General features: G+C 30.0%; 23 protein-coding genes. All 23 read left to right on the top strand.

The features are described 5' to 3' along the window. Position 1: 1 nt before the first annotated feature. The 23 genes from tssO (at position 2) to C7448_RS12520 (ending at position 22891) form a co-directional block, all read left to right on the top strand. The gene (gene tssO / locus C7448_RS12635; protein WP_115901749.1) at positions 2 to 448 is read left to right on the top strand and encodes a type VI secretion system TssO; all 447 of its coding nucleotides are present in this window, start codon (positions 2 to 4) and stop codon (positions 446 to 448) included. Positions 449 to 458: 10 nt separating this feature from the next. Further along, entirely contained in the window at positions 459 to 1391 is a 933-nt protein-coding gene (locus C7448_RS12630; RefSeq protein ID WP_115901748.1) for a PKD domain-containing protein, read from the top strand. Between the two features lie 2 nt (positions 1392 to 1393). Next, complete coding sequence (gene tssR / locus C7448_RS12625) at positions 1394 to 3718, top strand: type VI secretion system protein TssR domain-containing protein (RefSeq protein WP_147300533.1); 2325 nt, start codon at positions 1394 to 1396, stop codon at positions 3716 to 3718. Positions 3719 to 3755: 37 nt separating this feature from the next. After that, entirely contained in the window at positions 3756 to 4541 is a 786-nt protein-coding gene (gene tssD, locus C7448_RS12620; RefSeq protein ID WP_115901746.1) for a type VI secretion system tube protein TssD, read from the top strand. A gap of 6 nt (positions 4542 to 4547) precedes the next feature. Continuing rightward, positions 4548 to 6074, top strand: a complete 1527-nt coding sequence (locus C7448_RS12615) for a hypothetical protein (RefSeq protein ID WP_115901745.1) — start codon at positions 4548 to 4550, stop codon at positions 6072 to 6074. A gap of 1 nt (position 6075) precedes the next feature. Next, positions 6076 to 6726, top strand: coding sequence for a hypothetical protein (locus C7448_RS12610; RefSeq protein WP_115901744.1), 651 nt, complete (start codon positions 6076 to 6078; stop codon positions 6724 to 6726). 332 nt (positions 6727 to 7058) lie between these two features. Next, entirely contained in the window at positions 7059 to 8084 is a 1026-nt protein-coding gene (locus tag C7448_RS12600) for a CHAP domain-containing protein (protein WP_211321917.1), read from the top strand. Between the two features lies 1 nt (position 8085). Further along, complete coding sequence (locus tag C7448_RS12595; RefSeq protein WP_115901743.1) at positions 8086 to 8652, top strand: hypothetical protein; 567 nt, start codon at positions 8086 to 8088, stop codon at positions 8650 to 8652. Beyond that, the gene (locus C7448_RS12590; RefSeq protein ID WP_115901742.1) at positions 8649 to 9248 is read left to right on the top strand and encodes a hypothetical protein; all 600 of its coding nucleotides are present in this window, start codon (positions 8649 to 8651) and stop codon (positions 9246 to 9248) included. The genes C7448_RS12595 and C7448_RS12590 overlap by 4 nt, the downstream gene beginning before the upstream one ends. 60 nt (positions 9249 to 9308) lie before the next feature. Continuing rightward, entirely contained in the window at positions 9309 to 9782 is a 474-nt protein-coding gene (locus tag C7448_RS12585) for a hypothetical protein (protein WP_147300532.1), read from the top strand. Positions 9783 to 10309: 527 nt separating this feature from the next. Continuing rightward, positions 10310 to 10657 carry a hypothetical protein gene (locus C7448_RS12580; RefSeq protein WP_115901740.1) on the top strand — a complete coding sequence of 116 codons (348 nt, stop codon included), beginning with the start codon at positions 10310 to 10312 and terminating at the stop codon, positions 10655 to 10657. A gap of 281 nt (positions 10658 to 10938) precedes the next feature. Then, positions 10939 to 11430: a hypothetical protein gene (locus tag C7448_RS12575; RefSeq protein WP_115901739.1), complete on the top strand. Its 492-nt coding sequence runs from the start codon at positions 10939 to 10941 to the stop codon at positions 11428 to 11430. 307 nt (positions 11431 to 11737) lie between these two features. After that, positions 11738 to 12136, top strand: a complete 399-nt coding sequence (tssD, locus tag C7448_RS12570; RefSeq protein WP_115901738.1) for a type VI secretion system tube protein TssD — start codon at positions 11738 to 11740, stop codon at positions 12134 to 12136. 135 nt (positions 12137 to 12271) lie between these two features. Continuing rightward, positions 12272 to 14116: a type VI secretion system Vgr family protein gene (locus C7448_RS12565; protein ID WP_115901737.1), complete on the top strand. Its 1845-nt coding sequence runs from the start codon at positions 12272 to 12274 to the stop codon at positions 14114 to 14116. 18 nt (positions 14117 to 14134) lie between these two features. Beyond that, positions 14135 to 14851 carry a PAAR domain-containing protein gene (locus C7448_RS16130; RefSeq protein WP_115901736.1) on the top strand — a complete coding sequence of 239 codons (717 nt, stop codon included), beginning with the start codon at positions 14135 to 14137 and terminating at the stop codon, positions 14849 to 14851. An 11-nt stretch (positions 14852 to 14862) separates the two neighbouring features. After that, entirely contained in the window at positions 14863 to 17898 is a 3036-nt protein-coding gene (locus C7448_RS12555; protein ID WP_115901735.1) for a toxin VasX, read from the top strand. Then, entirely contained in the window at positions 17898 to 18587 is a 690-nt protein-coding gene (locus tag C7448_RS15945) for a hypothetical protein (protein WP_211321916.1), read from the top strand. Before C7448_RS12555 ends, C7448_RS15945 begins: the two co-directional genes overlap by 1 nt. Before the next feature lie 89 nt (positions 18588 to 18676). Further along, the gene (locus C7448_RS12545; RefSeq protein ID WP_115901734.1) at positions 18677 to 18862 is read left to right on the top strand and encodes a hypothetical protein; all 186 of its coding nucleotides are present in this window, start codon (positions 18677 to 18679) and stop codon (positions 18860 to 18862) included. Further along, the gene (locus C7448_RS12540) at positions 18856 to 19107 is read left to right on the top strand and encodes a hypothetical protein (protein WP_115901733.1); all 252 of its coding nucleotides are present in this window, start codon (positions 18856 to 18858) and stop codon (positions 19105 to 19107) included. Before C7448_RS12545 ends, C7448_RS12540 begins: the two co-directional genes overlap by 7 nt. Further along, complete coding sequence (locus C7448_RS12535; protein ID WP_115901732.1) at positions 19074 to 19628, top strand: hypothetical protein; 555 nt, start codon at positions 19074 to 19076, stop codon at positions 19626 to 19628. The genes C7448_RS12540 and C7448_RS12535 overlap by 34 nt, the downstream gene beginning before the upstream one ends. Before the next feature lie 14 nt (positions 19629 to 19642). Next, positions 19643 to 20602, top strand: coding sequence for a toxin-antitoxin system YwqK family antitoxin (locus tag C7448_RS12530; RefSeq protein WP_115901731.1), 960 nt, complete (start codon positions 19643 to 19645; stop codon positions 20600 to 20602). 231 nt (positions 20603 to 20833) lie between these two features. After that, a complete protein-coding gene (locus C7448_RS12525; protein ID WP_115901730.1) occupies positions 20834 to 21811 on the top strand; it encodes a hypothetical protein in 978 nt (325 codons plus the stop codon). 96 nt (positions 21812 to 21907) lie between these two features. Further along, a complete protein-coding gene (locus tag C7448_RS12520) occupies positions 21908 to 22891 on the top strand; it encodes a hypothetical protein (protein WP_115901729.1) in 984 nt (327 codons plus the stop codon). Positions 22892 to 22997: the final 106 nt, after the last annotated feature.

The following is a 22997-nucleotide window of genomic DNA, read 5'->3' as shown; positions in this document are numbered from 1 at the left end:
TATGGATAATCATGAAGTTTTTTGGGAAAAAATAAGGTTCTCTCTTTTGTTTATAATAATTTCTACAGTAGTGTTTATAATACTAACCAAACTTGTTTTTAAAGTTCCTGTAATAGAAAGCAAAGAGTTGTTAAATAGCATTGATGCTTCAGAAGAAATTTTTGATGTTCAAGAAGAGTACACGAAAAAAATAAAAAATACACACAAAAAAATTCAAGAAATACCTTTTGATGTTATTCAGATTCAGGTATTAGATGAATTAGATAAAGAAATACAACAGTACAAAAAAATCTACAGAGATAACGATATGAATAACCGATATATTTTTGGAGTTCAATCATCAAAAACGCTTAAAATGTTTTTCGATTTGAGTGAAGAATACAATGCTTTAAAAAGAAATAATAAAGTTTTGAAAGAGAATTTAGAAGAGTGTAAAGCTAACATTTAAATAAAAGAGTATGTCTAATAAATTTAAATTGTCAGTTTTAATTTTCATAGCCTTATTGGTATTAATTCTAGCAATATTCGCACCCTACAAATCAAGGCTTAGTAACTTAGATTTTTATGTATCAGAGTCTAATAGCAATTATCAATTTGAAGTTAACGAAAAGCTGTTTTTCCTTTTAAACGATACGAGTTTAGTTGAGGGGAGAAAAGTAGTATGGCATATGGGTAATGGAGATTCCATTGTAAAACCAGGTAATATAGATTATAAATATCGTAAAGAAGGAAAGTACTTGGTATCCATTAAGATAAATGATAAGTTTACTGTATCAAAAAAAATAGGTGTAGTTTCTTTACCAAAATTATCACCTAGAGACTCTTTGGTAACATTACATGGGGTAGATGAAGGTTATGTAGGAGAAGAATTAGTGTTTTTTACCGAAGGTAAGGGAATAAACACTTGGTATTGGGAGTTTGGAGAAACAGGAACTGTTGATGCCTATGAAGAACAAGTTATTTATAGGTACAGTAAGCCAGGGGATTACAGAGTGAGACTTCAAACAAATACACTAAAATATCCCATATTTCATAATATAAGAATCTTACCACGATTTGAAAAAGTAGAAGAATTAGAAAAGATAGACTCCTTAGGAGTTGTGCAAAATGATATTAGAAAAAGACTTCAAGCAATAGCAGATAGTAAGGTTACAGACAGGGGAACTTTTTATAAAAATTTAAATTATATAAAAAACAACTATACATGTAACCAAGCAGAAGATATACTCGTAATTGTTAATGGAGGAAGGTATAATGACTTTTTTAGTTACTGCCAAGGTTTACACTATTTAGAGAATAAAAAAAGAAGCAAAATAATTATAAATAAAGTTGAAATAGATACAATTAAATGTTTCAAAAGATTAAACGTAACACAAAGTTTACTAAGATAATAATGCAAAAAAAAATAACACTTTTTATTTTTTTGCTGTCGCTATATTCCTTCCCTATTGTATCGCAAACGATAGGAAAATATGAAAAAGTAAAAGAAGTAAAAACAGATAGGTTTAACTATCTAAAAAAAGCAAAAACTAAGCACGATGCTTCGTTAAAAATGGTTTTTTCTGATAGAGATGAAAACTCTTTTTATAAAGGACCATATGTACAAGAAAAGTTTAAGAAAAAAGGACTACTTACCCCGCTGTATGTAATTGATGAAAAAGAAAATTCATATGAAGTAGTAGTAGCCAACCCAGATCAAATAGGGAAACCTAAAGGATTGTTCTCTATGTTTTATGGTGATAAATTTAACTTTAAAGATACGGAGCAGGTGGAGTATTTAGGGTGGGTTCCTGCAAGTAATGTAATAGAGTATGATCACTCATTTTTAGAAACGTGTAATAACAAACCTATAAAATATAAGGTAGGAACAGATAAAACACTAAGACTTTTCGATTTAAAACCTTATATGGAAGTAGACTCTGTAAATGTGTTTAAAGATCCTTTTTTTAGAACAAAGTCAAATAAGAAGTTAGTGTCCAATCAAATCGTATACCCTTATAAGTATGATGAAAAAGGGAAAGCAGTATTTGTGTCAGATAAACCCGTTTTAAAAGACTCTATTTCTCAAACAGTAGGTTGGATACCATCAAACTTAATTACACGTATTGGACAAAATCAAGTATATGTTATAAATGACACTGATAGTTTGTTGGCAGTTAGTAATAAAGATACAATTCAACTTACTGGTGAAGATGTGTTGTCGAAATACTTATATACAGGATATAAAAACTTAAAAACAGATGTTACTAAAGACTTGATAGCTCCGGTACATGTTTGGAACCATGATAAAAATAAACTTATTAATGTAAAAGGAAACAGCTTTTATACAAAAGAAATAAAGTTTATGAAAAAGGAGTCGAAGGTAGTAAACTTCCACTTTATTTCTAAAAATGAAGAAAGCGAACACCTAAAAAAAATACTGAACTCACTACAAAGTTTATACATAACCTTATTTCAAGAATCTACCGAAGCTCAATACAGTTTTTCTGCAATTTTAGTCGATAAAAAGGGAACAGCAATCTTAGAAAAAACAAGCTCCTTTTCAGAGTGGATTAGTTTTGTAGAATCTTTTATAGAGAGTAATCAAAACAATTTAGCTGTAGAATATGTAGAAAAAACAATGTCTATTCCCAAAGCAGTTAATTATGCAATAGATAATTTTTCAGATGAAAATAAACGTTTTGAAAACAATTTCTTCATCATTGCTTCAAGTAAAGAAAACACAAATGATATTAAAAGACAAAAAGATGCTTTTTTTGAAAAAATAGCTAAAAAATCACCTAAAATTATTTTTGCGCAATTAGACAATAATAAAAGTGTAAGATCTCAGAATTATATATTAGGAAGCAAAGAGTTTTTGTATAAAACAGGGAAGTTTTATAACGAGTTTATCAAGAATTTTATTGTAGATAATGAAATTATTGTAGAAAACAATATCCTAAAAAAAATACCTGCAGACGAAGATAATATTTATGTGTACGATGCTCCAGATAATAGTCTTTTTAATGGAGGCGTTATTTTTCCAAGAATAGAAAGTTCATTAACTCCCTTGTCTTTAGAAAAAGCGATAGATACTGTTTTAAAAAGATCTACGTTAACCAATCATAAACTTATATCCTCTTTAAATTACTTCAATAAAAAACTAGGAGTTTTAAGAAGCGAACCAAGTGCGACGATAAAAACAAGATACAGAGAGCTAAATACAGACAGTTTACGCCTTTTTCAATTAAGCAGAAACAATTTACACGAAGTATTATACCAAAAAGTATCATTGCTTAACGATAGTATTATAAAAAAAGGCTATGTTTTTGATAAGGATGAAATTATAGAATTAATAGAAAATTATCGCAGTACGTTTCCTCAAATGGCAAAACCCATTACAAGAAAAAAGCGAAGAGTAATAAAACGTTTGTATCAAAAACAAATAAAAATACTAAACAAAACAGCGTATAGATATGTTTTAAGTAGAAAAGCAACAATCGCGGACTTATTTTACTTTAAATCAGGGATTCCCTTGAATCATAAAGGTTATTACTGTTTAGGAATATATAAATTACCAAGAAAAAGAGTAGGGAAAAATGGTTTTGAAAAATTTTATTTTCAACAGTATGAAAAAATAGATAAATTAGAGGAATTATTTTTAAAAAATAAGTTACAAAAAGTAGAAGAAGGTTATAAAAGGGAAGTGTACTTTATACCTTTAGAGATATTGCCTTAGTTAATAGTTAGGAAGAACCCCCGAAAATTGCAAAAAAATGAATGTAAAAGCAAAACTATTTGTATGTGGAGAAGAACGAGAATTATTCAATACAAATTTAAATTACGATCGATTTATTGATTGGAACGGAAAGCCTACCTCTGCCTTAATGGGAGGAATCATCTCAGTTACATTTGAATCACAAATGTACGATGATAGTTTTTTAGAATGGATTATTGCCGACAGAACCGAAAACAAAAAAATACGATATCCTTTTGACTTATATCAGTTAAGAGACGGTAAAATTGTTTTTTATCAAGATGATTATGACGGATTAGAAATTTTTGAATATAATTTTCAAGATGGTACACTCATCAATTACCATGAAAAATTTTGCAACCAAGCAGGTATGCAGGTAACTCTAACCATATCTCCAGCTATGCAAGACTACCGATTTTTTAACAACTCTAGTTGGAGCAAAAAAAGTACCACACGCTATATAAAACACTGGCAAGAAAGTTTTATACCAATAAAAGAAGCTGCACCCTACAAAGCTAAAGAAGATACAACACCACGTTTTACCTGTTATTATACCGACCTTGAAGGTAATAAACAAGCAGAACCACATACAGGAGAAGAAGTGTACTTAGTATTGAAAACAGAAAATGCTATAGGGCAAACAATAGATATTGATTTAAGTAACCACACCAAAGATTTTGTATATAATGACAAGGTTATAGAAAATGATATTATAAAAGACTTTAAGGTAACTAGTAGTGAACATAAATTGAAGTTACGTGTAGTTGTTCAACAAGAAGGAGAAAGAGAAACAATACAAAATTAATTAGCTATGGCAACATTAACCGTAAAACCAAGTAATACTCTAAGAATAAAAACTCAACGAGTAAAAAAAGCCTATTTAGCAAAAAAAGAGATTAAAGGCACAGAGAAAACAGGAGAAACTGAAAGTTATACTTTTAAAGGGAGCAATAATACAAGTACAAAAGCTCGTAAGGAAAAAATAGCGACAATCATTTATAAAAACATTAAGGGAGATTTACAAAAAAAGCAACAGCAGACTACTGTTGCTCATATAGTAGAGGTACTTAAAAAAGACTCATATACAAAAGGAGATTGTATTGATATTCCTTTAATTCTGCCAAAAATAGAGTTTACAAAACTAGTTAGTGCTAATTTTGGTGATGAAGTGTATATGGTGGTTGAAACTGAAAATATGGCTAATAAACGTATAAAGTTAAGTTTAAAACAAGCCGAAAAAGATTGCTTAGTAGCAAAAGATAGCCCTATAGTTTTACAGCAAGATGGTAAAAAAGCTAGTGTTGTAGAAACATATGTAAGCAGATTTACAGAGCAAAATAAAAAGAACATATCAAATGCCGAAGATTTTAGAAACTTTGCAATAGATGCAGTTACACTATCACCTAAAGAAGAGAAGGGTCAGAAAAAATACAGAGAAGCTCTAAATAAAACAACCGATAAAAAAACGAAGCTGTTTATGGTTGTAGATGCAGAGCCTGCAAATCAAAATTGGTTAGAAGTAAAATATGAGGAGATTTTTGATAACCGCCCTAACTTTTGGTATTACGGTGATGGTAATTGGTTTGAGTTGAAAGATAACTCAATATTGGAGTATAATATTTATAGTAGTGGAAAAATTGAAAAAAATAATATTAAAAAGCCTAAAGAAGTTATATATAACTATTACGATGTTAAAGGAAATAAACATAAGTTAGGGCAATCCAAATTGGTTGAAGTAGATAAGTGGAAAAAGAAAAATGTAAAAACTAACCCGATAGAAAGAACATTTTTGTTAGATGCTAGAAATTTAGATAAATTTTCTTCAAAAGGAGTGAGATATGGGATAGCTAAATGGTCAACATCAAAAAAAAGATACTATATAAATCCTGATTGTTTTGCTGGGTTAATTGGTGCTATGATAGAGGAAGGTATAGAAGATCTAGGTTCTACAGGTTTTAGTGATATTAATGGAGGTCCTGGAAATAGTAGTAGCCACATAAATGGAGAAGCTGGAGATTTAAGGTATTTAAGTACAAATAAAGATGGAGGTCAAACGTATCTACAACACTCACATTTTGATTATGAAAGACAAGTGAAATTTAATAAAGCATTATATAAGTTTGGGTGGGGAAGAAAGAAAAAAATGTTATCTGAAAATTATGAGAGGTTTATAGAAGAAAAAGAAGTATTAAATCCTAAAACTAAGAAAAAAGAAAAAGTAAAGGTCACTAAAACTACATTATTGCCACATACTCAGCATTATAAAACTGAAAAAGTACGTCATTATCATCATATCCATATTTTTGGATTTGATTTTTCTAAAATTAAAGAGGTTTAATATGAGATTATTTATTTATTTATTCATTTATTTATTTGTTTCCTGTAAAGCACCCAAGGATAACGAAAAAAAGCTTGTTCAAGTTCCTCCAGTAGAAAATATACAAACATTTAATTGGGATAATGTTTCTATTAAAAAGTTACCTTATAAGTATTCATATGATTATAATAATGATTTTTTATTTGCTCTTATAGATAGCCTAAAACAGAAAAAAGAAATAAATGAGAAATCTGAGTTGAATTTTTTATTTTCTGATAAAACTGAGTTTAAACTAAAAGAGGATTTATACGCTAAAGAGGAAGATACTTACCCTTATAAAGGAAAAGGATACTTTTATAAGAGGTTTCCAGATAAAAATAAGTATAAAGTACTTTTATTTATTTATTCAAATAAAGAACAAGATTATTATTTGCCATATTTTGAATTACAGACTATAGATAATAATAACAAAACTGTTGATAAGCTGATAGTTGTGGGAGGAAGGAATTATGAATGTGCATGGGATAGAAGCTTTGAAATTGATAAAGATTATACAATTACAACTATTGATGAACAATCTTGTTACGATATAGAAGAAGAAAAAGAAGTTGAAAAAGTAAAGTATACAAACAGATATCAAATAGACACTCATGGTCATTTTAAAAAAATATAGAAATAATTATTAAATGATTGAGAATTATTCTCAAATCAATAAATTTTATATAATTAAAAGGGACTTAAAAAAGCTAGAGATTCATGATTGTGGGGAGTTTGAAGGGTAAGTAGAAAAATTATCGTTTAATTGTTTCGTATAAAAAAAGCGATAAAAAAGAACCTGTTAAGTATAAAGTTGTTTCAGGAGATACATTAAGTAAAATAGCAAAAAAGCACAATACTACAGTAGCAAAAATAAAAGCAGACAATGGTTTAACCAACGACACCATTTATGTAGGAAAAACTTTAAGTATTGGTTCACAACCTAAAAAAGAAAAAATAGGAGATAAAGTGACTTTTAAAAAGTTAAAGTCAGCAAATTTAGGTGATGAAGTTTATGTAGTTGTAAAAACATCAAATTTAGCAAATAAAAAAGTTTGGTTAAATGTAAAGCAGGGAAAGGTTGAGAAGCTAAAATTAGAAACTGAAGAAAAAGGTTTAATGTTACAGCATGATAAAGGGGCAAATACACAAGCTGAAGCAGTTGTTGGAGCTTATACAAAAGATGACAAAATTACTAACAAAACTGACTTTAAAGATTGGGCAATTTTTAAAATCACGTTAGGAGGTAAAGATACCAAAGAAGAAAAAGAAGAGTTGGGTAAGCTTAAGGATAAAAAGGCATTTATGTATTTATTAGTTGATGCCCACACTCCTAATGATATAAAGGTAGTGTATAACGGAAGAAATCCTGATAAAAACGGAGAACTAGATAAAAGAACTACTCCTAATCAATGGTTAGATATAGATAGTAAATGGTTTGAGTTGTTTTGTAGAAATGGAGTTTTAGACGAAATGAAAAAACTCGTTGATAGACATATAAAATATGGTCAAACAGGAGTAAGAAATTCTCTTTCTGAAGAAGGATTGAAAAACTTAGATTGCTCTGAAACGGTAGCAATATATTTATATAAGTTAGGGGTTATGCCAAAGCTTAAAACTCTATATACTGGAATTATGACAAGCGAAGATAATTTTAGAAAAGCTGTTGGTAGTAATAAAATAAAACATGTAGAAAAAAGTAAAGAGAATAATTTTAAACCTCAAAGAGGAGATATTTTTGTTTGGAGAAAATCCAATGGAGTTGGACATACTGGGATTGTATACAAATATGATAAAGAAAAGGATTTAGTAACTATTTTAGAAGCAATAGGAAAAGTTGGTAGTGCTGATGAAAAAACGAATAAAAAGAATGGAGGGCATACTGGGACAGGTTGCTCAAGAACAGCTGTATATAAGAGAACAGGTAAGGCTCTGAGTTCTCACTCTGGCTGGAAAGGATATTTTAGACCAATCAATTATACTAAAACATTATAAAATGAAAAACTGTTTACTTTTATTTGCAATAATAGCATTATTAATTAGTTGCAAAACAAAAAATAAAAATTTAGAAAGAGAAGTTTTTGATAAAAAAACTCAAAAAGAAATTTCAAAGGCTGAAAATATTATAACTAAGGAAAAGTTTCTAAATTTCATAGATAAAGATATGGGCTTTCAAGAGGATACTGTCGATAGTTTACGATTGTATGCCTGGTGTTGTAAGATTCAAAATGATAGTGTTCTTTTTTCAGGGAAAATTTACCTGAAACCTCAAAAAGGAAACTTAAAATATTGGAGAACATCTGAGAGTAGAGATAGTATAATTGAGTTGATTAATGGAAATTTAGATGAAAGCCTATTTTCAAAGTTTAATTTATGGGCAGAGATAACTCATAAGAACTTTTTTTTACCACTTAATAAAACTATAGATAATCCATGTGAATATTATAAAAAGGATAGAGTAATTTCCATTTATTCTGCTACTACAGATGGCAAATGGGAATTATTAAAAAAAACTAAAAAAGAAGAAGAAATAGAAAATGTAATAAATCAAATCGACAAATGAAGGCTTTGAGTCACTTTCTTCTACTCGTTAATATTTTTGCGTTTCTACTTTCATGTAATGTAAGTAAGGAGAATAAAAAAAACAAAGAATTAAATGTAATAGATTCACAATATAATTCTCAGGAAGTGAAAAAACAGGAGGTAGTATATGATGAAAATAATGTGGTTAAAAAACTAATAATTGATCAAGAGCAATCAGTTGTTTTTACTATAGATAAAGAAGGAGAATTAGGAGATGGAAATTTTGAGAAATATATAGATGTTTTAATTTTAAAAAAGGAAAAAGTAATTGACAAAATAGAGTTCTCAAACCAAAGTATTTTATGTGATATAGAACTGATAAATCCAAAAATAGTTAATAATAGTTTAATATTTAGTATTCTGGATAGTTGTGATGGAGAAGAGCCTGATGACCTAAAAATATTTTTTTGGAAGAGTTTAAAAAGCGAGGATACTCAAATTAGCATACCTAAATTTTTTGAAAATGATGCAGAGAAAGAAGAACTAATAAATGATATACTAAATAGTGAAATAAAAGATGCTACAAAAGAAAGATATTTTATTGAGACTTTAAGTTTGCTTTTAAAGGACAGGTAGATGTTAATAGTTTAGAATGTCCATTGATTCATAAAAGTAAAGTGTGTTATGAAACACCTATTGTTAATCTTAATTTTCACGCTTTTTTCTTGTGAAAAGAAAGAAAAAGAGACTATAGAAGTTAAAACTTCAGAACAAGTTGAAATAGAAGGCTCTATTGAGAGAAAAATAAAAAAGAATAATTCAGATTGTTTTCAAAGTAAGGATAGTGTAAAAATATCTTCTCTTTTGCAAAAAATTAGTAAAGAATATTTAAAAAAGGATATGTCTGAATACTTATCTGAAAATTACATAGAAACATTTGAAAAGTTTCCCAATGAACTTTTTGAACAGGCTTTAAAAAATGATGCTAAACCAACTTTTGAAATAAAAGAAGATGATGTTGATTGTAACCTATTACCCGTTTATTATAATTATATGGTTAAGGTTATAGATGATGGAGAAGAATACTCTAGTGAAAGCACATTGATTTTTTATTTTATTAAAGCTAAAGAGGGAGGGATTTTATTGGAAGGTATGGGGGCAGCTGGTTAATTTATAGTATGTATCTGTGTATAATAAAAACAGAAATATATGAGTTTTGAAAAAAAGAAAAAGAGAAATAAAATACTTACTCTAATTCTATTAGTTTTTATAGTAAGTTGTAAAAGCCAAAAGCCTTCTTTCAAAGAAAAAAACAAAAAATAATTGAAAAGACTGTAGAAGTAAAAGATGTTACAAGAGAAAAAAGTACTCTAACTATTGACCAAATTCAAGGTGTTTGGCAAGGTGAAAAAGATTTAAATCAAAGTGAATCTTATAGAATTATAAAAGATAATAATGTTTTAGATTTAACTTGTATCGAAGGTGTTTGTGATGAAGAGAATTTATTCTATCAAACTGGTAAAATAGGTTTTACAAATGATTCTAAATCAAATCAAGTAGGAGCTCAAGATCAGGGTGATTATTTAATTTATGAAACTTATGATGAAGACTTAAAAAATAATAAAGTTAAATTTGATGATAAATTTGAATTTGATGAAGATTTAAGTCTCTTCAAGACTTCTTTAGTGTTTTCATACATGGTTAACGAGGACGATGAAAGTCAACAGTTTTCGTTTGTAAAGAGACACTCTTTACCTTTTACTTTGTTCAAAGTAATTAAATCAATTTCTAAATCTGAAGAAGAAATTAATCTTATTAAAGAGTTTGATATTGCTGAGCTTTCTTCAAAGGTGGTTGTTAATGTTCCTAAGAGTTATTTTTATGAAGACGAAAATTTAGAAGTGAAAAAAAGAGCTTTTTTAATTCAAAACGATAAAACATACTTAGAGGAAATTAATAATAATTCTGTAAAAGTGTATTTTGATGGAGTAAAAACCACCTCTGGTTATCTAAAAAAATCTGAGGTAATAATATTACAAGATTAGCTACTGCTGAAGTGAACTATTATAATTAGTAACTAAACTCTAACACTCTTTAATTTTACACAAGTATATTATTAGTAATTACTGTCAGTCAATATAAAAAACTTACTACTTTTGTGTAACTGCTAAAAAAAGAATAAATCTAACATTCTTATATTTTGAAGAAGAAAAAGAGCTACTATAAAATTATAGTATGGTAGCAGCCAATTTAAAAGTATAATACAATTCTTTCTTCTTATAACTATAAACGTGTTAGTAGCAGTTTTTCAATTAAATTTATATATATGATTTTTAAACTGATATTTAGAAAAAAAATAAAAGAATTAAAAAAGAAAGAGCAAGGAATAGAACTTGAAAGAAACCGTTTAAAAAAAGTTAAGTATTTACTGGAGGAACGAATAGGTGAAGGAACAAAATGTGTAATAGAAACAACCAATAAAGGTATTTCCGTGTTGGTAACGATAAACTCTAAAGAAAATGAAATAGAAGTTTTTGACATCGACACTATGAATACACCTTTAGTAAAAGAATCTGGACTATGGGTGAAAATGTGGGATAAAATTAGAAGTAAAGAAGTTTTTTTACAAGATAGAAATGGAAAAGACAAAGGCTTCGAAGAAATTGCAATGATGCATTTATTTAGTCTTATTGATAAGAATACAAAAGAAAAAGTTAGTTGGAAAGTAAAAGATATTAAAGACTATAATGATAAAGATGAACTCATTACTTTATATGAAAATATGGGATTCAAAATAAAACATTTTTCAAAGACTTAATAAAAAGAAGGTAAAAGTCAACTTAACCAGTACTAGTCTTTGTTTAGCTAAGAATGTTCAATTTTCTTGAAAAGAAGAATTTAAAAAAGCAACAATTTTTTTACATAAAAATTTGGCAGTAAGAAAACTATAACATACATTTACATCACATAAGGCAATATTTGTTATCTTCTTTCTTCTTTATAGAATGGCGCCAAAAAATAAAAAAAGAGAAGGTTTTATGTTGTTTAAAGCTTTCTCTTTTTTTTATTGAGAAAGCTCTAAAAAGTATTTTTAAATTAATTAGTTAACCCAAAAAAAAGAAACTATGGGATCATTTAGAGCAAGTTTCGAATTCGGAGGAAAAGAATTCGACGTATTACAAGCTGAGTATAGCTTAAACAGAAACACAGATACAAAAGGTAAACCATCTTCAAGTGTAAATGGAGGTAGAGTTACTTTAACTATCGAATCTACATCAGATACATCTGTAATCGAGGCAATGGTAAATAGCCAATTTAAAGCTGTAGACGGAAAAATTGTTTTTAAGAAAACAGATGAAGATTCAAAAATGAAAGAAGTGGAGTTCAAAAATGCTTACATCGTTTATTTCAAAGAAGATTTAGATGTAAACAATGAAGTTCCAATGAAATTAACAGTTACTTTCTCTGCTGAAGAATTACTTATTGGTAACGCTAACTTAGATAACCGTTGGCCAGTAGCTTAATGAGAAGGACTAAATAACTTTTAGTTTTATATAATTTATTTATTAAAGACCTTCTCTTTTTTATAAAAGAAGGTCTTTTTTTTGTTTCAAAAAAAGCGTTGATAGTTTTAACTATAACAAAGAAAAAACACCCCCATGCATAAGATAAAAGAAGAAGCGTTAGATAAGCAAATTACCATTGATGGTAACTTTGTAAAGAGCTATAAAACAATTACAATTAATCAATTTTTATACAAGCATCATACCTTTGAAGTTTTAGTAGATATAGAAACTGTTGAAGAAGCAGGAAGCTATACGTTAGAAAAATCAAAAGAATGGTTAGGAAAACAGCTTACCACCAATGTCTCAGGTAAAGCCTTTATAGGAGTTGTATTAGACGTATCAATGCGCCATAGTGAAATAGGATTACACGGCGAATTAATACTTAAAGGGTTGTCTCAGACAGTTTTACTAGAAAATGGGAAACAACAAAAATCTTGGTTAGAAAAAGATCTAGGAAGTATTGTTTCAGAGATCATGGATACTACCGCTATAAAAAACAAGATTAGTCCAGCATATACTACAGTAATTCCTTACCAATGTCAATATGCAGAGAGTGACTACAAATACCTGCAAAGATTAGCATATCAATATAACGAATGGTTTTATTTTGATGGAGTAGATGTTGTTTTTGGAAAACCCGAATCTGAAGGTCAAAAGCTAATAGAGCTAGAATACAGTAAAGATTTAAAAGAACTACAAATAAAAACGAAAACGTACAATCCTACTTTAGCAACCTACAGTTACGATTCGTTAAATGATCAATTCTTTGAAGGCGATTTAAAAGCAACTAACGAAGGCTTAAACGATTTAGCAAATACAGCACTTAAAGCATCAGAACAAGTTTATAAAGAAGTAAAAGACTTTGGAGTAAGTGATGTGTTTTTACAAGACAAATCATCATTAGATGAGTATTTACAAAAACGTTTACAAGGTTTAAGTGCAGGAGGTAATGTACTTAAGGCAAGTGGAGGAGCGAAAGGATTAAGTTTAGGAAGCGTAATAAAAGTAAGTGCAGCAAAGTATGACGAAGGAAAATATACTGTAAAACAGTATGGAGAATATATTATAACTCAAATAAGCCACTTTGCAGATGTAGGAGGAGCATATTCTAATACTTTTGAAGCTATCCCTGCAAATACAAAAAGTTTACCATTAAACGAAAACATAGTGTCAGCAGTAGCTAACAATCAAGTAGCAACGGTGGTAAGTAATAAAGACCCAGAAAGTAAAGGACGTGTACAAGTTCAGTTTTACTGGCAAGAAGCTATTGGCGCAAAAACAGATTTTATTCGTGTAATGACTCCTGATGCAGGAAGCAGTGATCTTACTAAAACTAATAGAGGTTTTGTTTTCATACCAGAAATAGGAGATCAAGTAATGGTAGGTTTTGAGCATAACGATCCTAACCGTCCTTTTGTTATGGGAAGCATGTTTACAGGTAAAAACGGAGCAGGAGGAGATGAAGAAAATGTACGAAAGAGTATTATTACACGTGGTGGACACACTATTGAGTTAGATGACACAAAAGATAAAGAGAAAATAACCATCAAAGATAAAGATGGAAGTATCATAACCTTTGATACTAAAGAAAAGTCATTATTTGTTCAGTCTGCTGAAACTATGGAGTTTTCTGCAAAAAATGTAAAAATAATTGCAGAAGAGAACATTGAGCTACAAGCAAAAGGAGAGATTAAAACAGCATCAGAAAAAGATACTTCAATTTTGTCAAAAGGAGCAATTAACGCACAAGCTGACAAAGATACCAGTATTACAAGTAGTGCGAATATAACTATAGAAGCAAGTAGTAATACTGATATAAAAGGACAAAATACTACAATTGAGGGGCAAGCAGCAGCCGAGTTAAAAGGACAACAAACCAAAGTGCAAGGACAGATGACTGTAGTACAAGGAGCAAGTGGTAAGTTTGATATAATGTAATTTTAAAACATAATAATTATGCCAGGACCAGTTGCAACAGTAGGAAGCATGCACGTGTGCCCTATGTGTAGTGGAACCGTACCTCATGTGGGCGGTCCTATTGCACAAGGAGAAGCAAATGTATTAGCCAACGGAAAACCCGTGGCCACTATAGGTAGTATATGTACCTGTGTAGGCCCACCAGATACCATAGCGCAAGGATTTCCTAATATTTTAATTAACGGAAAACCCGTAGCATGTTTGGGAGACTTAACAGCTCATGGAGGAACAATAACAGCAGGAGAAGCTAATATCATAGTAGGTAGCGCTGTACCAGTTCCTTCAGTTAATATGCCTGTAAACAAGATACCGTTTCCTAAAATTAGCATTGTAGATAGATTAGCTCATAACAGTAAAATAAAAGAAGCGGAAGAAAACCAAGAAAAGTTAAAAGAAGAAGAGCAAGGAGAACCGCGAATTTATAACTTGCAATGGCTAAAAGAGAAGAATATAATACGTAAATCAAAAGTGTTAAAAGAAGTAACACTTCGAGCTTATGTGTATAATATACCAGAAGGAGAAAGTATTACGTTTAAAGTAAAGAAGCCTGTTGAAGCTACTGATGAAAACGGTAGTACAACCACAAATGAAGAAGAAGTGGTAGAATTAACAGGAACAGTACAAGATAAAAAAGTAGAAGTTACTTGGGAGGTTGAAGATGCTACAGAAAAGGAAAAAGAATCTTCTAAAAATTAAAGAAACAAAAAATGGCTGACGATTTATTAGTAGAATATCAAGAAAAGGAATATCAAGAAGTAATTGCAGAATATTTTTTTGAATGTACAGGAGGTGGAGTTACAGAACCAGTAGCAAGTCCCAAAAAAGAAGCTTTGAAAAAAGGAATCAAACTTCACCTTTTTAGGTATGGTTTTTTTGAGAAAAAATCTACCGAAGATACTGCTATAGATATAGATGGTATATTGGAAGGAAAGAAAAAGTATAGTGTTGATGAGGTAAAAGTAGCTAATAATAAAATACCAGAAATTGAAAACTTTTATTTAGCTCGTACATTTTTAAGACTAGGATATATTTATATTATTAATAAGAGTGATAATAATAAATATAAAGAGTATCAAGTAAACGAATCAGGAAAATTAAAGGGTATTGTCTGGACTAAAGATAATAATGGAGATATAAGAAAAGCTACAGGTAATGCTAGATCATTTATTACTATAAATACTCCAGGAGAATATTACATAGCTTATTCACCAGTTCAGTGGAGCAAGGCTTTTTTTAATGAAGTTAACGGTAGTGATGAAAAGAAGCAAAAGTTTATGCAAACTATTAATTGTGTAGGCATTGAAGTAGGATGTAACCCCGAGTCAGACGAAGTAGTTTCGTATAAAGATGTAAAAGTAGTTTCGTTTAAAAATCATCTTCAAGGTGGAGAGTTTAGAGATGATTTAAGAGAAATTCATGTTGATGAAGAAGAACAAACAGATGAAGGAAATAATGACTTTTATGAAGATATGTTTGTTACATTAAATGACCCTATTGGTTGTGCTAATGATATTGGAAGTGTACTTGTTACAAAACATCAGAAACATGAAGCGATTATTGAGTCTATACAAACAGGGCAAAGTAAAGAAGACATTTTTACTAGAATAGAAAAAGGAGAAAATAGATCTAGTACTTTTTCTGATTACGAAGAACAAGTAAGTGGACTCTTTTCAACAGCATTAACCACCTATCAACTTATCTATAATGATGAGAAAATGAAAGAAGAGTATGCTGAAACTACAGATAAAGACAAGTTATTAAAAATTTTAGCTGTTAAGGAAAGAAAAGAGTTACGAAAAGTAATTTCAAACATAAGAGGAGACTTTGGAACTTTTTTGTCAAATGATTATTATAAATGTTACTTGCCACTGTATACTGAAGGAGGGAATCAAGCAGTATTTGAAGGTAATTATATTCTAGCTTCTCATTTAGAGGTCTTATCTGCACATCAGCATGATAAAGATAGACATTTAGACCTAAAAAAAGATTACACAGGAAAAGAAGATAGTTGGAAAGATTTTTATATTAAAACGTTGGAAAATGATGATGATGAAATTTCAAAGTTATTAAGTAAAAAAGTTAAATTAGAAGAATTACAGGAAACAATTTTAGATGCTAGTAAAGGTTTTTCGCTGTCTAAAAAATTTATAGATACTCTTAAAAGTATAACAGAGAGTTATGCAAAATATGCAACTTCAGAATCAAGTTTTGAGGTAGTTTTAGGATATATAAAATCTTTTGAGTACGAAAATGAAGTTGTTATTCAGATAAAAAGAAAAGAGCTTGAAAACAGTATTTCAAAAAAAGGTTTTTTTCTAAATATGTCAAAATGGGTAGAAGAAGATCAGTTAGCAAATTATAGAAGTGGACATAGGCATATAAGGATAAAGGCTTCAGCGTTACAGGGAACACCAGAAGAAATTGTAGCAAATAAACGTTTTGAAGTTCCTATTAAAGGGGCGGGTAATAAAGCCAGTGAATGGATAACGAAAGCTCTAGAACACCCTAAGTTTAGAGCCTTTATGGCAGGTTTAGAAGTAATAAGTACTGCTGTTAGTGTAAATAAATTAAGTTCTCAAGCTAATATTAAAAATGGAATAGATACTACAGGTGGAGTGTTAAGTTTAATATCTGCTTCAACCAGTTATGCTGAGGCTAAAATGCTAGCAAATAAAGGAGGGGGGAGTGTAAGTGCTGTGAGATCAATAGGTAACATATCTAAAATAACAGGGTTTGTTGGGTCTGGTGTAGGTGTTACTATGTGTGTATGGGATAGTATAGAAACCTACCAAGCGCGAGATTATGATGCCTCACTTACATGGGCAATCACTGGAGCATTAAGTGCGGTGTTATTGGCAGATAGTATTGTTGCTTTTGCAACTGGAGCTGCGTTTGGTTTTTTAACTTTTTGGCCATTAGCTATTTTATTTGTCTTAGTGTTGGTAGGAGTAGCACTAGCTATTTACTTTACTGATACACCTCTAGAAAAGTTTTTGAAAAATAATGTATTAGGAAGCGAACATCAATTAGTTGCAGGAAATGAAGCTCCTTCTGTTTATATACAGCAAATATATAATGAACGAGATCGTCTGGTGGAGAGCGATTTTAAAGAGTGGCGTGATTTTAAAAAGGCTTCACAATTATTATATGATTTATTAATTAGCTATCGTGTAAAAGAAAATGTTACACAATTTTTCTACGAAGATAAACCAGATAAATCTTGGGGAGATTATATAAGAGATGCAATTCAATTGAGTGCGGGAGTTAAGTATAAAAAAGTAAAAAAAGTAACTCTAAAAGTACACTTACGTAAATTCTTATACAATAAGAGTAGCTTTGATTTTGCGATGAGACTTTTTGTAAAAGGTACTAAAGAAGTTTCAAGTTCAGATGAAATGTTGATTGCTGATAAAGTAGAAGTTACTTCAGATGATAATGGAGCAGATGTGCTTGAAGTTTCGTATACTTTATCCAAGGCTATTCTTAATAAAATTTCTTTAAGCTCAGAATTTGTATTTATAAGTAGAACCATTATAAACGAACAGTTAAATGAATATTGGCCACATAAAAATGGTAATGACCGTTATATGGGGTATAAATTATCAGCTACCGATTGGGTAGCTCCTACAGGTGATATGATTATAGCGGATAGGATTAATGATGTTTTAGATGAAGTGTGGGGAACAAATATTAGAATTGGAACTGAAGATGAAGTGTATAACCCTAATACTTGGAAAAGATAATGGAGTACTTATCAAAGACAATTAAAGAGAAACCGAAAGGTATTACGCAAGAAACAGTAGAAAGTAATAAGTATTTTATAGAGGAAGCCAACGATTTGTTTTACAAAGAAAAAAGAACAGCAAGAGGCTGGATGTCTTGGGGTATTGGTATAGTGTTAATAATTGTACCAATAATAATTTCTTTCTTTTTTAAGAGTGACGATTTTTGGCCAAAAATTATAATACTGACGATTTTTGGAATCCCAGGAGTTGTAACGGTTATCTATGGTTTTGTTGCACCTATTAAATACTTAGTCTTTGATAGGATGAATGGGGTTATAGTTATGCCTAGAAATTTTAGAAGTACAGTAACTATTCCTTTTAGTTCTGGTTTTGCAAGGGTTAAGCATATAAATTCTAGTCCAGGAGTTATTAGTGGTATGTTAGCTTTTGTATCAAGTAAAAGTAAAGATAGAGTTGGAGGTTTATTAACGGAATATAACATAAAGAACTATTGGGCATTTACTATTTGGTATATGGATAAAAATAGGCCTTTGCCTCCAGGAGATGCTTTTGATCGATATCGTCAACAAGATTTTGAACGTAGAAAGGCGGAAGGGTTTCCTAAACCTTTATATCCAAGTAAAATATCAACACCCGAAGCCACACCAGAACAGCAAGCAGAACGTAAACGTATAGGTGGATGGTAAAAGGAACTGTCATTTCTGTGTAGACAGAAATCTTAGAAAAAAGAAAACTTATTAAACAAGAAGATTTAGAAATAGTATTGGCGATAAGAATGCGTATTGACAAAGCTAACAATCATTATTTTCCACATCCGTTACGTAACAAGCCAGAAAGATATATCGGAGCCAAGTTTAGTTTGCGTAGTAGTATTTATTCAAGTTCAGGAAAAGAGAATATTGATAAACAAGATTTAGTGTTTGACACCCTAGCTAATTTAAAAGAGGATAAACCATGGTAGAAAAAACTTTTGATTATAAAAGAAAAGTTACGCATACTGAATATAAGCATGGTGATAAAAAAGTAAAAAAAGGAGGATTTAGCAGAATGCTTTCCATGCAAATTACGCACAATAAAGAAGTAGTAAGTAAAAACCATGTAAATTCAGAAAACTTTCCTTATGCGAATGACAAGTTTTTACAAACCCCAACAGCCCCAAAAATCCTACCAATATGGGGGGGGGAGTTTTTTTATTACTTTTTGTAAGCTTTTTATTTACCTATACAACATCTGATGAAGAAAGTGTAATATTTATTTTGGTAACTTTATTATTTTTTTTAGGGTTTTTGTTTTTTGCAATTTATTATTATACCATGCCATATAAAGAGTCTCTTTGGAATCGAGAGGATGGTTTAGTCACTTTTCCTGGCTTTATGTGGCATCAAAATATTACCATGCCTATTGATAAGGTTATTTTTTCAATGTCTAGCCCTAGTGTACAAGGAGGAGGAGCATTTAATCTCCAAATAGTAAGGCCAGATAAAACATACTCTTTGTTTTTATGCACGTTAGGTAATAATTGCTACGAAGATTTGTCGTTTTATCTATGGTATATGGATAAAAACCGTCCATTGCCACCGGGTACTGCCTTTGATGAGTACAGGCAAGCAGATTTTGAGCGTAGAAAATCAGCAGGTTTTCCAAAACCATTATTTCCAAGTAACATACCAACACCAGAAACTACACCAGAACAGCAAGCAGAGCGTGAACGTATTGGAGGTTGGTAAAATTAATAAACAAAATGAAAACATTATTTTTAAATTTTTTATTGTTAGCAATACCAAGCATTGTATTTGCTCAAGAAGATGATATAATTGAAGAGAGTATTATTGAAACTACTATTGATGAAGTAGAAAAAGAACATATAGAATACTATCCTAACGGTCAGTTAAAAGAGCAATGTTTAAAAAATGAAAAGGGCGATTTATTAGGTGAGTGGAAATCATATTACCAGAATGGTAAATTACAAGAGAAAGGAAAATATTTTAATAATAAAAAAAATGGAGAGTGGAAAAAATATCATGAAAATGGTCAGTTATTTGAGGTAGCGATGTACAATGAAGAAGGAAATGTACAGGGTAAGATAATAAGGTATCATGATAATTCCAAAAAAGCCAAAGTAGGTTATGGAGAAGGAACAGGAGTTTATAAATGGACTAAAGAATATGATATAGAAGGTAGGTTGATAAATGAAGAGTTAACATCATTTAAATGGAAAACTTACAATGAGGATGGAACATTATATCGATCTGGAGAATATTTAGATAAAAAGAAAAATGGGAAATGGGCATGGTATACAGATAATAAAATAAAATTCTTTTTTGAAAAGAAAAATGGCTTAACTACTGGTATGCAATCTTTTTATAGGAATGGACATAAAAATGAGGTTTTTGAATATGATAAAGAAGGGAATAAGATAAAGGAAACAAAATATTATAATAATGATAATCACTCTTTAGAATTTATAAAAAGTTATAAAAATAATTTAAAACATGGTAAATGGGTGTCATATTTTAAAGAGGGGACATTTGATGAAGTAATTGAATATGAAGAAGGAGATAAACATGGAGAAGAAAAATGGTATTATGAGAATGGTAAATTAAAACTCTATAAAAAATACCAAAAAGGACGTAAAATAGAAAAAGCAATGGTATATGATGAAAAAGGAAAAATTATTAAAACTGAAAAATTAGAAAATTAATTGTTTTTGGCACAGAAAAGGAAGAAGGGTTTATACAACAAGAAAGTGAAAAATAAGAAGTAACGTCACTTACTTTAAAAGATACATGGTTTTAGGCTGAAAGTATTGATAAGAAAGGTTTGTTAAAAAGTGTTTAAAGACACAGGCTACCAAGACATGTAGTTATTAACATATCTCCTAAATTATTATCTAAAGAGGCATGGAAGGATAAACCTTTTAAGAAAAAAGTGAATGATTGATATAAAGCTAGATAAAACTAAAGTAGCTACCTATAAAAGAAAAAAAACTAAAAAATCTGAACCTTTAGAGATAAGGACTTCTCCTTATAAAATTAATTTAAAGGATGTTGATTATTTTCTTTGCTTAAATGATAAATACTATGCTTTTGACTACTATGTTTTTAAAGATGATCTTAAGTGGGGAGGGGGTATAATATTATTTTCTATTATACTTCATTTTGGGGTTGGTGGAGGTTTTAGCTTTGAAGCTCCTTTCCCTATTACGGCTCCAATTTTCTTGTTCGGTTTGTGTTTTATTATTAAGACATTCATTGTCAAAAATAGAAAGCTAATTTTATCAAGGATGGATGGGTTATTTTCGTACCCCAATTATATGTCTAATAAACCAGTAGTTATTCGCTTTAAAGAAGCAGCTCTTTTTTTTGCCTACAAAGGGAAAATGGCAGTCCCAGTTTTAGTAGCTCCATACACGAATGTTAAATTTGGTGGTTTTACATTATCAACAGTTGATGTTAATAGTGAATTATCTTTTTACGTTTGGTATATGGATAAAAACCGTCCTTTACCACCGGGAGATGCTTTTGATGCGTATCGTCAAAAAGATTTTGAACGCAGAAAAGCAGAAGGATTTCCGCCACCGTTATATTACAGTTGTGGTATTCCTACCCCAGAAGCTACACCAGAACAACAAGCAGAAAGAGAACAATATTGGAAAGACGAAGAGTACTACGCTCCGGATATTAAAAGGCCTAAGGATTCAGAAATTTTTAATAAAAGAACCCATAAGAATTGGAGTCCATGTGTTTTTGGAGAAAAAGAAACGATACTTGCTAATAAATGGTATGAATTTACCTTTGCTAATGGTAAAGTTGTATACATGCTTACCAACGAAAAAGGAGAAGGATTTCTTCCTCCTGAAGATGAAAAGTATGAGGTAGCATCACTTACTTTAAAAGATACATGGTTTTAAACTAAAAGTACTGGTAAAAAAGGTTGTTAAAAAATATTCCAATTATCAAGGACCAGTGGCAATAGACATACTTCCTAAATTATTATCTAAAGAGGCATGGAGGAAATAAAATTAAACCCGAAAAATGTTGTTGATTTGAATAAAGAAAAAAGGGTGTTTAAAAAAATAAGAATAGAAATTATTAATTCTCCAGAAAATGAAGATATCGATTATTCGAAGACGTACAGTAAAAAGATATTAAAATCGAATGATAGTATATATGTGTATAATCCACATGATATGGTATTTTATCTTTATATTGGAGGTGGAGCTTTTTTATTAGGTTTATTAAGTATTTTATTATTGAATATAAGAGGAAAAGCTCTTTACTTTTATTCAAGTCCCATGTTAATGGGAATTATTTATATAATATTTCATTATTTAAAAAGAAATAAAAAGAAGTTTATTTTAGATAGAAGTCAAGGATTGATAAGTTATCCAGATTATTTACTTAAAAAGCCAATAACAACTAAATTTGAAGATTTAGTGGCTGTCATTGGAGGAAAAGGAAGTTATGGGGCTCTAATTTTAAAATTAAGACAAACTTCTTTTTTAACAAACTATCACATAAATAATTATGCACCTTATCGATTTTGGTCATTTATGGTTTGGTATATGGATAAAAACAGACCTTTACCACCAGGTAAAACATTTGATCCGTATCGTCAAAAAGATTTTGAGCGTAGAAAAGCAGAGGGGTTTCCGCCACCGTTATATTACAGTTGTGGTATTCCTACTCCAGAAGCCACTCCAGAACAACAAGCAGAAAGAGAACAATATTGGAAAGACGAAGAGTACTACGCTCCGGATATTAAAAGGCCTAAGGATTCAGAAATTTTTAATAAAAGAACCCATAAGAATTGGAGTCCATGTGTTTTTGGAGAAAAAGAAGCGGTACTTGCTAACAAATGGTATGAGTTTACCTTTGCTAACGGTAAAGTTGTATACATGCTTACCAACGAAAAAGGAGAAGGATTTCTTCCTCCTGAAGATGAAAAATATGAAGTAGCATCACTTACTTTAAAAGATACATGGTTTTAAACTAAAAGTACTGGTAAAAAAGGTTGTTAAAAAATATTCCAATTATCAAGGACCAGTAGCAATAGACATACTTCCTAAATTATTGTCTAAAGAGGCATGGAAAAAT

The organism is Tenacibaculum gallaicum, from assembly GCF_003387615.1.
GTDB lineage: Bacteria > Bacteroidota > Bacteroidia > Flavobacteriales > Flavobacteriaceae > Polaribacter > Polaribacter gallaicus.
This window is presented reverse-complemented; position numbering and strand designations above follow the sequence as displayed.

What these genes read in the sequence shown, in the direction of transcription:
- tssD (WP_115901746.1), top strand. Translation starts at nt 3,756, where the DNA reads ATGAATGTAAAAGCAAAACTATTTGTATGTGGAGAAGAACGAGAATTA.
- C7448_RS12545 (WP_115901734.1), top strand. Translation starts at nt 18,677, where the DNA reads ATGCGTATTGACAAAGCTAACAATCATTATTTTCCACATCCGTTACGT.
- C7448_RS12565 (WP_115901737.1), top strand. Translation starts at nt 12,272, where the DNA reads ATGCATAAGATAAAAGAAGAAGCGTTAGATAAGCAAATTACCATTGAT.
- tssR (WP_147300533.1), top strand. Translation starts at nt 1,394, where the DNA reads ATGCAAAAAAAAATAACACTTTTTATTTTTTTGCTGTCGCTATATTCC.
- C7448_RS12540 (WP_115901733.1), top strand. Translation starts at nt 18,856, where the DNA reads ATGGTAGAAAAAACTTTTGATTATAAAAGAAAAGTTACGCATACTGAA.
- C7448_RS12530 (WP_115901731.1), top strand. Translation starts at nt 19,643, where the DNA reads ATGAAAACATTATTTTTAAATTTTTTATTGTTAGCAATACCAAGCATT.
- C7448_RS16130 (WP_115901736.1), top strand. Translation starts at nt 14,135, where the DNA reads ATGCCAGGACCAGTTGCAACAGTAGGAAGCATGCACGTGTGCCCTATG.
- tssD (WP_115901738.1), top strand. Translation starts at nt 11,738, where the DNA reads ATGGGATCATTTAGAGCAAGTTTCGAATTCGGAGGAAAAGAATTCGAC.
- C7448_RS12610 (WP_115901744.1), top strand. Translation starts at nt 6,076, where the DNA reads ATGAGATTATTTATTTATTTATTCATTTATTTATTTGTTTCCTGTAAA.
- C7448_RS12575 (WP_115901739.1), top strand. Translation starts at nt 10,939, where the DNA reads ATGATTTTTAAACTGATATTTAGAAAAAAAATAAAAGAATTAAAAAAG.
- C7448_RS12590 (WP_115901742.1), top strand. Translation starts at nt 8,649, where the DNA reads ATGAAGGCTTTGAGTCACTTTCTTCTACTCGTTAATATTTTTGCGTTT.
- C7448_RS12555 (WP_115901735.1), top strand. Translation starts at nt 14,863, where the DNA reads ATGGCTGACGATTTATTAGTAGAATATCAAGAAAAGGAATATCAAGAA.
- C7448_RS12580 (WP_115901740.1), top strand. Translation starts at nt 10,310, where the DNA reads ATGGTTAACGAGGACGATGAAAGTCAACAGTTTTCGTTTGTAAAGAGA.
- C7448_RS12630 (WP_115901748.1), top strand. Translation starts at nt 459, where the DNA reads ATGTCTAATAAATTTAAATTGTCAGTTTTAATTTTCATAGCCTTATTG.
- C7448_RS12525 (WP_115901730.1), top strand. Translation starts at nt 20,834, where the DNA reads ATGATTGATATAAAGCTAGATAAAACTAAAGTAGCTACCTATAAAAGA.
- C7448_RS12535 (WP_115901732.1), top strand. Translation starts at nt 19,074, where the DNA reads ATGGGGGGGGGAGTTTTTTTATTACTTTTTGTAAGCTTTTTATTTACC.
- C7448_RS12615 (WP_115901745.1), top strand. Translation starts at nt 4,548, where the DNA reads ATGGCAACATTAACCGTAAAACCAAGTAATACTCTAAGAATAAAAACT.
- C7448_RS12595 (WP_115901743.1), top strand. Translation starts at nt 8,086, where the DNA reads ATGAAAAACTGTTTACTTTTATTTGCAATAATAGCATTATTAATTAGT.
- C7448_RS15945 (WP_211321916.1), top strand. Translation starts at nt 17,898, where the DNA reads ATGGAGTACTTATCAAAGACAATTAAAGAGAAACCGAAAGGTATTACG.
- tssO (WP_115901749.1), top strand. Translation starts at nt 2, where the DNA reads ATGGATAATCATGAAGTTTTTTGGGAAAAAATAAGGTTCTCTCTTTTG.
- C7448_RS12520 (WP_115901729.1), top strand. Translation starts at nt 21,908, where the DNA reads ATGGAGGAAATAAAATTAAACCCGAAAAATGTTGTTGATTTGAATAAA.